We start from the raw sequence: 10,600 nt of genomic DNA, 5'->3' as shown, positions 1-10,600 counted from the left end.
TGCAGATGGCGTTCCGTACAGACCTCCCCGGGTAAGGGTGTGGACTTTCCGCTCATGTACCTGCCCAATATACTGGAGCTAGCCCTTGGCGGCTTAGGACTTCGTCTTGTTTCGCAGACTCATCCGGTTAACCCAGCCTCAGATTGGGTTCGTATGCCTCAGGTCAAGCGTTTGCCTTAAGCTTCCTCCAGATTCCACCTCGCGGTGGACACCCTTGCTCTCGGCTAACGGTAGCGCTCGCCAGCCCCCGTCCGGGACTTTCACCCTATAGCCAACACCCATGCCGGGCGCACATAAAAAATCACCCTAGGCTTACGCCCGGGTGATCGGCATGTCACGCACAAACCGCATCACGCACAAACCAACAAGGTGAAAACAGGCTTAAAACTCGCGGAAGGCAGGCACCACGGAACCTTTGTATTTCTCCTCGATGTAGGCTTTCACCTCATCGGATGTGAGCGCCTTTGCCAGTTTGCGCAAGTTTTCGTTGCCTTTGTCCTCTTCACGGACGACAAGCACGTTGACATATGGCGAGTCGCTTTCTTCAATGGCCAGCGCATCCTCTGTCGGTACCAGGTCAGCTTGCAACGCGTAGTTGGTGTTGATAACGGCAATGTCCGCATCTTCCAGCGTGCGCGGCAGCATGGCCGCCTCCAACGTCTTGATGTTCAACTTTTTCGGATTTTCCGCGATGTCGTTCACAGTGGCTTCGATGCCGGCATTCTCCTTCAGCTTGATCAGGCCGGCCTTTTGCAACAGGAACAGGGCACGCCCGCCATTGGTCGGATCGTCGGGAATGGTCACGACAGCTCCCTCTTTGAGTTCATCCAGCGACTTGATCTTCTTGGAGTAAATGCCCATCGGCTCGATGTGCACGCCCACCAGCGGCACCAGATTCAGGTTCTTCTCGGACGACATTTTCTCCAGATAAGGAATGTGCTGGAAGTAATTGGCGTCAATCTCTTTATCCTGCAGGTTCAGGTTCGGCTGAACATAATCCTCATAAACCACCACTTCCAGCTGGATCCCCTCTTTTTCCAGGGCCGGCTTGACCACATCCTCCAGGATCTCGGCATGCGGAACCGCCGTGGCACCCACTTTCAGCGTCACTGGTTCGTTCGTATCCTGGGCCTGGCCTGCATTGCTCTGATTGGACTGATCCTGCGAACCGTTCGGCGCAGCCGTGCCGCAAGCGGCCAGCGCCAGCATCAAGACCAGGAGGATGATGCCCAAAAACAAACGTTTCAACAATGATGACACACTCCTTTGCATTCTTTGAATATTTGATTGGATTAGTAGGAATTGATTTCTATAGGGTGATTATACAACACGATGCACTGGATGAAAAGCAAAACGCCAGGCCGCTTTGTCACCATATACGCTTTATCGCTCATGCGCTTTACCGCTTGTCTACCCGCCGGGCAAGCCAATCGCCCAGTGACTGCAAAAGTTGGACCATCAACACCAGGATGATGGTCACCACGGCCGTGATATCCGGCTGGTACCCCTGGTACCCGTAGCGGATGGCCATGTGCCCCAGTCCGCCGCCGCCGATGGCCCCGGCCATCGCCGTATAGCCGACAATCGTCACCGCAGCGACCGTGATCCCGGAGACAATGGACGGCAAACTTTCCGGCAGCAGCACCTTGTAAATGATTTGCCAATTGCTGGCCCCCATCGCTTGCGCCGCTTCGATCACGCCCCGGTCCACCTCGCGCAGGGCGGTTTCAATCAGGCGGGCGACGAAGGGCGCCGCGGCGATGACCAGGGAAACGGTCGCCGCCTGCCAGCCAATCGCTGTGCCGACCACCAGCCGGGACACGGGGATGAGCAGGATCAGCAAGATCATAAAGGGAATCGAACGAAACACGTTGATGATCATGCCCAACACCGAGTTCAGGAAGCGGTTTGGCATCAGTCCGCCTTTGTCAGAAAGGACAAGCAGCACCCCCATCGGCAAGCCGAGCATCGTGCTGAACAGCAAGGAAAATCCTGTCATGTAAATGGTCTCAAGCGTCGCCTCCATCAGCTGGGGCAGCTTGTCCAACAGGTTGTCAAACATCCTGGCGGATCACCTCCACCCTGACGTCCTGCGCGAGCAAAAAATGGCGGGCTTTTTCTCTCTCCTCTTTTTCCCCCTGGATGTGCAAATCCACTGTCCCGAACGGCCGTTGCTCGACCGGCTGAATGTGGCTTTGCAGGATCGCCACCTCGAGGGCATGCCGGCGAATCAACTCCGGTATGACCGATGCATGGTTCTCATTTCCACTGAGGATGCAGCGCCAGATTTCCCCGTGGGGAGGAACGTGCAACCTCTCGTCGCTTGCGGCAGGAACCTGCGCCAACTGTTGTACAAACTGGCGAGTAATCGGTTGTCTGGGGTTGCGGAAGACCTCCTCGACCGGCCCGATCTCCACCAGTCTCCCCCGCTCCATCACCGCCACCCGGTGGCAGATTTTCCGGATGACGTGCATTTCATGGGTGATCAGCACAATCGTCAGGCCCATTTCCTCGTTGATCCGCCGGAGCAGTCCCAAGATGGAATCCGTGGTCTGTGGATCCAGCGCCGAGGTCGCCTCGTCGGAGAGCAGGACTTTCGGATGGTTGGCCAGCGCCCGGGCAATCCCCACGCGTTGCTTTTGCCCCCCTGACAACTGAGCCGGATAAGCGTCGGCACGTTCGGACAAGCCCACGAGCCGGAGCAGCTCATCCACCCGGGCACCGATCTTTTCTTTCGGCCAGCCGGCCACCTCCAACGGAAAAGCCACATTTTCCCGCACCGTCCGCGACCACAACAGATTGAAATGCTGAAAAATCATTCCAATCTCCTGCCGCGCCTTGCGCAAGGAGGTTTTGGCAAGACGGGTCATTTCCCGCTGCCCGACTTGGACCGACCCGGAGGTAGGTTTCTCCAGCATGTTGATCATCCGGATCAAGGTGCTCTTTCCCGCGCCGCTGTAACCAATGACGCCGAAGATTTCCCCTTCCCGGATCTCCAGATCCACTCCGTCCACAGCCACGACATCCTGGCTCCCGTCACGGAACACTTTGCGCAGTTCACGGATCCGGATCACGGCGTTCTCCCCCTCAAAAAAAGCGCTCCTGTAAGGCACGTAAACGCAAAAAGGTGAAAAAACAAAAAAACCATTCCGCGTGCAGGAATGGACGTTTCCTTGCCAATGATTGAATCTTAGCATGTGTCTATGGATCTGTCAATCTATGCGTTTTTCGGCATCTTTCAAGGGGCGCTTTTGCAGGGGGATTTTCGCCCGCCTTTCCGCAATTTGCCGGTTCAGCCAGGCATACACAGGACGAAGCCGCTGTTCCGTACGATAAATGTTCCGCAACGTGTCCAGATCGGCGGGCAGCCTTTTCGCCGGTGCATCCAAACCGGAAGCCAGACGTTCCGAAGGAAGCGCCTGGTTTTGATCGGCTTGCTGCAATAAAGACCATAACGCATGAGGAAACATCACGTAGGCCAGCAAAGCCTGAAATCCCTCAGCCGTTAAGGGAATTTGCCGTTCATATCCGCCGACGGCAGACCGTACCGCCCGTTCCAGTTCCGGACTATCCCAGGCGGACAGCAGCAGTCTCCCCAAGTCACTGAGCCCGTTCCCCGGCAAAAAGCTCTTCCACGGCGCCAGCTTCACCTCTCCTGAAGACAGGAGCAGAAAACTGTCTGCCAGCTCCCCTAACGTCCACACACAAACGGATGGAACAGGACGATGCTTGAGGTCTTCCAAGATCCAGATGGCGGTATCGATCCGCTCCATCATCTGCGGCACATTTCGCAGGAACAGCCGCTCCTCTTCAGGCAATCCCGGGACTTCCTGCCATTCTTTTCGCACCTCCAGCACCTTCTGGCGCCGCGTTCTCATCTTTTGCAGCCATGCTTCAAACGCATGGCCCGTAAGATCAGCTTCATGCCGGCTGCCGGCGTGCGTTTGCCCATCGGACATTCTCGCCTCCTGGAGCTCGCGGTGTAACCGCCCCAGCAATTCTCCCCATCGCGCGTACTCTTCCGTCGTCTGCGGCGCAGCCAAAGGTTCAGCCTGTTCCGGCCACCTGCATAAGGTGTAAGCGCGGCGGCTGGTGATCACCGCCCACTGCCGCTGTTTCGTCCGCACGAGAGGCAGGGGGAACGGGCTGTTCCGATGCATGAGAACGTGGTAAACCGTCAAAAAGTTTTTCAACCTTGAGCGCTTGCGCCATGCCTGTAACCAGCCGGTTGCCTGGGGTGTCTGGACCAGATACCCCCGCTCCCGGGAAGCTACGCCGGTCACGCGCAGGGGATATTGGCGCAACACAATCGCCACTTCCCGTAATGCATCCGTTCGCATCTTCTCGCCTCTTCCCATCGGTTTCCATCCGTCCCGGCAACATTTGGAAGCAGGCGGCCGCCTCCCGCCGGCCACCCGTTCACGTGTCCTTTTTGAGGGGGATCATGAGCAGGTTCCCTTCTTCCAAAAATGTCGCGTGCGTGAGCCGGTTCATCCGCATCAGTTCCTCCAAATTGACGTCAAACTGCATGGCCACATCCTCGAGCCGTTCACTTTCCTTGACGCGGTACACGCGAATCGAAGCAAACCGCTCCTCTTTCCCCTGCAAGATGGGCGACAGGTAATCGCTGACAGTGGGGACCGCCTGCTCTTCCAACCTGTCTTCAAGCTCATCCTCATGGAGTTCTTCATGGAATGCTTCGCTGTCGCCAGGGCCGGACACAGTGGGCCACGCCGGATCCTCCGGCTCATCCGCCTCGAGAACGGGGCTAAACGACTCGTCATCTGACAGAAAATCGACCGTCTCTTCCTCTATGGCATGCTGCTCCCCGGCCTCATCCGGGGCCTGGAAAACTGATTTTCCCAGCATTCCCTCCAAAAGGCTGGAAAGCTTCGGCTGGTCCTGGAGGCGTTTTGCCGAAACCGTGACACGGAGCGGTTCTTCCGTTTCACCTAAATCTTCAGCTTCTAAATCTTCAGCTTCCCCCATCTGAACCGCTTCTTGCGCATCCGCTTCCCCGGTTTCTCCCTCCTCATCTGCATCCGGGTTCGGCCATGGCTCTGCATCCTTTTGTGCGGCCAATTCCGCCTCTTTTTCAGGCGCCGTCGCGTGTTCCTCTTTGTTCTCCGCTTGCTCCGTCTTTGGCCTGGCTACCAGCAGGAACTCATCTTCTTCCGCCAGCCCCTCTCTTTCCGTCTCTGCCTCCTGCTGATCTGTCTCTATCTCCTGCTGTTTTCCATCCGCTTCTTGACCGTCCTCTCTTGTCACTCTCCCTGCCACCACCTCAACGGCCCATTCATCCGGCGGCTGATAGGCCCATTCATCGGGAGGCTTGAGCCTCTCGGTGAATCGCAAGGTCTCCGCCGCCTCTTCCGTCCTGGCGGGTTGAGAGGCCGGCGGCCGTTCGAACACCCCTTCGACGGCCAGCTCGGCCAGCACCTCCAAGTCATTCGGCGGGATCATTTCAAAGTCCATCTGAGTCACAACTAACCGCAGTTTTTCCGGTTCGGGAACCCGCTCGCGCGGCAGCACGATCTCCAGCGGGATATGGTAAACAAACGGGTACGGCTCGGAAGTCCGTTCAACCTGCTCCTCATCCTGCGGGCGGTCCTGTTCCAGCTCGTATGCCGTCAGCGGCAACGATTCCGCCAGATAGATGCCCCTGACAACCATCTGTCCGCGAAGGGTAATCTGTGTCTCCTCAGACGCCACTTCCACATCCGGGACGAGCTCCAGATTCAGAATTTCCTCCACGCGGCCTTTAAACAGCTCCAGCGTCAACCGCTCGTGAAAATCCAACCGAAGGACTGGTGACTGCTCACTCAACAATCTCCCTCCCTGCTTTCAAAACCTCGTGAAATCATAGGTCCACGAGGGAAGCATGGTTACACTCCCTCAACGGAATGTATATGGTCCTTGACGGTTGAATAGTACTGGTACGCATATATTACAGCGATTTCAGCGCTTCACGCTGCGCCTCTACCGTCCGATCCAGATCCTCCTGGGTGTGGGCCGTGGAGATGAACATCCCTTCAAACTGCGACGGCGCAATAAACACGCCCAGGTCAAGCAATTTCTGGAAATAACGGGCGAAACGCTTGGTGTCTGAGGTCTTCGCTGTGGCAAAGTTGGTGACCGGTTGGGAAGTGAAGAAGAGGCTCATCATCGACCCCACGCGGTTGATCTGACATGGAATCCCCACTTCTTCGGCGTTGCGGCGAAATTGCTCTTCGAGGTAAGCCGCCTTTTTCTCCAGCGATTCGTACACCCCCGGTTTGCCCAGCTCTTTCAGGGTGGTCAGTCCCGCCGCCATCGCCAGAGGGTTTCCAGACAATGTCCCCGCCTGGTATACCGGCCCTGCCGGGGCCACCTGTTCCATGATCTCCCGCCTGCCGCCGTAAGCTCCCACCGGCAAGCCGCCGCCGATGACTTTTCCCAACGTCGTCAGATCGGGAGTCACCCCGTAAAGTCCCTGCGCCCCTTGATAACTGACGCGAAAACCAGTCATCACTTCATCAAAAATCAGCAGGGCGCCGTATTCCTGGGTCAGCTTCCGCAAACCTTCCAAAAATCCGGGCAAGGGCGGCACCACTCCCATATTGCCGGCCACAGGCTCCACAATCACGGCGGCAATTTCTTCGCCGAAACGTTCAAAGATCACTTTGACACTTTCAAGGTCATTATACGGCGCGGTCAACGTGTGGGCAGCCACCTGCGGCGGCACGCCCGGGCTGTCTGGCAGGCTCAGGGAGGCCACTCCGGATCCGGCCTTGATCAGCAAACTGTCAGCATGTCCGTGGTAGCTGCCTTCAAATTTCACAATCTTGTCCCGTCCCGTATATCCTCTCGCAAGGCGCAGGGCGCTCATCGTCGCCTCAGTCCCCGAGTTGACCATCCGCACCACTTCAATGGAAGGAACAATCTCGCTGACCAGCTGGGCCATTTCCGTTTCCAGTTCTGTCGGCGCGCCAAAACTGGTGCCTCGCTGCGCTGTCTCCTGGATGGCCCGCACGACGGCCGGGTGGGCATGCCCCAAAATCAGCGGGCCCCAGGAACCGAGGTAATCGATGTACTCATTGCCGTCGATGTCAAAAACCCGGGATCCTTCTCCCCTCTCAATGAACACGGGATCGGTTTCCACTGCCCGAAACGCCCTGACGGGGCTGTTCACCCCTCCGGGAAGGTATTGCACGGCTTTGCGAAACGCTTCGATGGAACGATGTCGTGCACGACTCAAGCTTCACCACTCCTTCACATTCACAGCATGCGATTTGTCCCGGACTTCGTCCTATACAAGTTTCCGCCGTGACAGAATCTCACTCTGTTTCGGAATCCCACGCTATTCCGATCGCCTCCATGCTAACCCATTTTTTTCCCCGACACAAGCAACGGTCCCTGCCAACAGGGACACATGGATTGGCATTTGCCGCATGTTGCGCTAGAATCAAGGGGATCCTGAAAATCATAGATTTTGGAAAAGAAAAGAGAAGCAGAAAAGGAGGATCATCGTGAGTTGGAAAACAGCCGATCTCTGTGACGCATTTGGACAAGAGGTCCAGGTCTGCCAACCCCTCTTCCGGTCATTTGGGGGGAATCAGCGGTTTTGCGGACCCGTGGCCACGGTTCGCGTATACGAAGACAATGTCCTCGTCAAACAAGCCATTGAAAGCGTGCCGGCCGGTTCGGTCCTGGTTGTCGACGGCGGCGGCTCCACGAGCTGTGCGCTTCTGGGGGATAACCTGGCGGCCATCGCTGTATCCCGGGGACTCGCGGGATTCATCATCCATGGCTGCGTACGCGACACAGCCGAACTGGCCAAGATGCAGGTGGGCATCTACGCATTGGCAAGCAACCCGCGGAAAAGCAACAAGCAGGGGAAAGGACAACGGGATATCACCCTCTGGTTCGCCGGGGCCGAATGGACGCCGGGAGCCTGGGTCTATGCGGATGAAGACGGGATTTTGGTGGCTCCGAGGGCATTGCATACATGAACAAACAAGGGGACGGCCGTCTTTTCGGACGCCGTCCCTCTTATTACAACCATTCTCCACAACGCCTGGCTTATCCGCACCGGCGATACCCGTTGCCGCAACCGCCGCAACCGCCGCCACATCCCGTCGCCGTATCCTCATCGTTGCGCGGCACCTTGATCGTGTGCGACACCGAACGCGCCAGCGTACGGCTGACATGATACAGCATCTTGTCCACGCGATCCTCTGCCGATTTGTAGGCCTTGACCACTTCCAGACGATGCAGCTCCTCCCAAAGCTGGCGCAACTCGGCATCCTTTTCGCGGTAGTCCGGATGCCACCAGCCCACTTTGGCCACCTCTTCAAATTCCGCCTTTTTGCGTTTGAAGCGGGCGATCAGGTTCTGTGCCTCGCGATCCTGCTGCAAGGCTTCCCGCCTGGCCAGGTATTCCTGCACCTCCCGGGATTGCTTGATCATCTCGGCCAGTTCGTAGGCGTGGAGGAGGATGGAAGACATATCCAACGTGGATGACATCTTCACCACCTCTGGCCCCATTATAGCACAAAAGTTCGGGTCAGGATAAGCGAACGCAGACATAAGAAAGCCCCCGCCATGAAATGACGGGGGCCACAAGCGGCCGGATGATCACTTTGGACCGAGAATCGTAAAGATAATCGCGATCACGGCAAGGACGCCGAAAGAAACGGTAAAACCGACCACTGCATCGACAAAATCGTTCTCAACGCGTTTTTTTGCCCGATTGGCCATGAGAACTCCTCCTGTACAAAATGCTAAGGCAATCAGCTTTCAGCCAGAAGCTTCCTGAACTCCTCCGTGAGCTTGGGTACCACTTCAAAGAGGTCTCCCACAATGCCGTAGTCCGCCACCTGGAAGATATTGGCTTCCGGATCCTTGTTGATCGCCACGATCACTTTCGAGTTGGACATTCCCGCCAAGTGCTGGATCGCGCCGGAAATACCGCAGGCGATGTACAGGTCAGGTGTGACCACTTTTCCGGTTTGCCCGATTTGCATGGAGTAATCACAATAACCGGCGTCACAGGCACCCCTGGATGCGCCAACCGCCGCGCCCAGCACCTCTGCCAGTTCATAGAGCGGCTTGAATCCTTCCGCGCTTTTCACACCGCGGCCGCCTGCGACGATGATTTTGGCTTCGGTCAGGTCAACGCCGGTTGAGGTTTTCTTCACCACTTCCTTGACCAGCGTGCGCAAAGAATCGTCGCTCAGCTCGACAGCCAGGTCCACCCTCTCGGCGGAACGGCTGGTGTCCGGCTCGTCGAAACCGATGTTGTTGGGCCGAACCGTGATAAACAAGGTGCCGCTCTTGAATTTCCGCTTGGCAAACGCCTTTCCGGAATAGATCGGGCGCGTGGTGATCACTTCGTCGCCATTGACCTCCACGTCCGTGCAGTCGCTGATCAGGCCCAAATCAAGCTTTGCGGCCACGCGGGGAGCCAGGTCTTTCCCCAGAGCGGTATGCCCCAGCACAATCGCATCCGGTCCCACACTCTCGATCACTTTCGTGAAGGCCTGCAGGTAACCGTCCGTCGTGTACTGGTTGAGCTTTTCGTTGTTGACGACAACCACTTGATCCGCCCCATAATGCGCCAGCTGATCGACATAACCGTCTGCCGCAGAGCCAAACGCTGCCGCCACAACACTGCCGCCGTTGCTGATGCGACGGGCCGCATTCAACGCTTCAAAAGTCACATTGCGCAAGTTTCCGTCTTTTGCTTCTGCCAATACCAGAACTTTCTTCGCCACGAACGTTTCCTCCCTTTCCCCGTTGATTCCACACAGATTCACCAGAAAATCGGATGATGACCGTTAAATCACCTTGGCTTCGTTACGCAGCAGCGATACCAGTTCCTTCGCCTGCTGGTCCACGTCCCCTTCCAGAATCTTGCCGGCCTGTTTCTTTGGCGGCAGAAAGACCTCTACCGTCTCGGTCTTGGCCTGAATCTCTTCCGGATTGATGCCCAAATCGGCGGCAGTCAAGCGCTCCAGCGGCTTTTTCTTCGCCTTCATGATGCCCGGCAGCGACGGATAGCGCGGTTCGTTGAGACCTTGCTGCGCCGTAACCAACACCGGCAGCTTGGTTTCGATAATCTCCACGTCACCTTCCACATCGCGTTCCACCGTCACCTTGTCGCCGTCAATCTCCAGCTTGGTAATGGTCGTAATCTGAGGGATGTCCAACAGTTCCGCAAGACGCGGCCCGCCTTGTCCAGCCCCATCATCCACAGCCACGTTTCCGCAGAGGACAATATCGAAAGGCTGTCTTTTGACGGCTGCGGCCAGCACCTTGGCGGTCGTGTATTCATCGCCGAACAACGATTCATCATTGATCAGAACCGCTTTATCCGCTCCCATCGCCAGCGCTGTCCGCAACGCGTTTTCAGCGCGGTCCGGCCCGATGGTGATGACCGTCACTTCGCCGCCAAACTGTTCCTTTAATTTGATTGCCTCTTCCACGGCATATTCATCGTACGGGTTGATGATGAATTCAACGCCGTCTTCATTGATCTGGCCATCCTTGATGGTGATCTTCTCTTCCGTGTCGAATGTCTGCTTGAGACAAACCACAATATTCATACAAAATCTCCTCT

General features: G+C 56.8%; 10 protein-coding genes. 1 reads left to right on the top strand and 9 read right to left on the bottom strand.

Translation table 11 applies throughout. The annotated features are described in order from the left end of the window. Positions 1–381 precede the first annotated feature (381 nt). The 6 genes from BAA01_06240 to BAA01_06215 all read right to left on the bottom strand — a co-directional run bounded on the left by BAA01_06240 (position 382) and on the right by BAA01_06215 (position 7,237). Positions 382–1,248 carry a methionine ABC transporter substrate-binding protein gene (locus BAA01_06240; GenBank protein ID OUM86233.1) on the bottom strand — a complete coding sequence of 289 codons (867 nt, stop codon included), beginning with the start codon at positions 1,246–1,248 and terminating at the stop codon, positions 382–384. 151 nt (positions 1,249–1,399) lie between these two features. Further along, entirely contained in the window at positions 1,400–2,062 is a 663-nt protein-coding gene (locus BAA01_06235) for a hypothetical protein (GenBank protein OUM86231.1), read from the bottom strand. Next, entirely contained in the window at positions 2,055–3,074 is a 1,020-nt protein-coding gene (locus BAA01_06230) for a methionine ABC transporter ATP-binding protein (GenBank protein OUM86230.1), read from the bottom strand. Before BAA01_06230 ends, BAA01_06235 begins: the two co-directional genes overlap by 8 nt. Before the next feature lie 138 nt (positions 3,075–3,212). Continuing rightward, entirely contained in the window at positions 3,213–4,340 is a 1,128-nt protein-coding gene (locus BAA01_06225; protein OUM86229.1) for a hypothetical protein, read from the bottom strand. Positions 4,341–4,419: 79 nt separating this feature from the next. After that, on the bottom strand, positions 4,420–5,826 hold the full coding sequence (locus BAA01_06220; GenBank protein ID OUM86228.1) for a hypothetical protein: 1,407 nt from the start codon (positions 5,824–5,826) through the stop codon (positions 4,420–4,422). Between the two features lie 121 nt (positions 5,827–5,947). Further along, positions 5,948–7,237, bottom strand: a complete 1,290-nt coding sequence (locus tag BAA01_06215; GenBank protein OUM86227.1) for a glutamate-1-semialdehyde-2,1-aminomutase — start codon at positions 7,235–7,237, stop codon at positions 5,948–5,950. A gap of 271 nt (positions 7,238–7,508) precedes the next feature. Here BAA01_06215 and BAA01_06210 point away from each other — a divergent pair, with 271 nt between their 5' ends. Next, the gene (locus BAA01_06210; protein ID OUM86226.1) at positions 7,509–7,991 is read left to right on the top strand and encodes a ribonuclease; all 483 of its coding nucleotides are present in this window, start codon (positions 7,509–7,511) and stop codon (positions 7,989–7,991) included. A 70-nt stretch (positions 7,992–8,061) separates the two neighbouring features. Here BAA01_06210 and BAA01_06205 read toward each other — a convergent pair whose 3' ends face one another. The 3 genes from BAA01_06205 to BAA01_06195 all read right to left on the bottom strand — a co-directional run bounded on the left by BAA01_06205 (position 8,062) and on the right by BAA01_06195 (position 10,586). Next, the gene (locus tag BAA01_06205; GenBank protein ID OUM86225.1) at positions 8,062–8,505 is read right to left on the bottom strand and encodes a hypothetical protein; all 444 of its coding nucleotides are present in this window, start codon (positions 8,503–8,505) and stop codon (positions 8,062–8,064) included. A 266-nt stretch (positions 8,506–8,771) separates the two neighbouring features. Beyond that, complete coding sequence (locus tag BAA01_06200) at positions 8,772–9,755, bottom strand: electron transfer flavoprotein subunit alpha (GenBank protein ID OUM86232.1); 984 nt, start codon at positions 9,753–9,755, stop codon at positions 8,772–8,774. Positions 9,756–9,818: 63 nt separating this feature from the next. Beyond that, positions 9,819–10,586, bottom strand: a complete 768-nt coding sequence (locus BAA01_06195; protein OUM86224.1) for an electron transfer flavoprotein subunit beta — start codon at positions 10,584–10,586, stop codon at positions 9,819–9,821. Positions 10,587–10,600 lie beyond the last annotated feature (14 nt).

The sequence above is a fragment of the Bacillus thermozeamaize genome (assembly GCA_002159075.1).
Taxonomy (GTDB): Bacteria; Bacillota; Bacilli; order ZCTH02-B2; family ZCTH02-B2; genus Bacillus_BB; species Bacillus_BB thermozeamaize.
The sequence above is the reverse complement of the archived record's forward strand: the minus strand, read 5'-3'. Positions and strand labels throughout refer to the sequence as shown.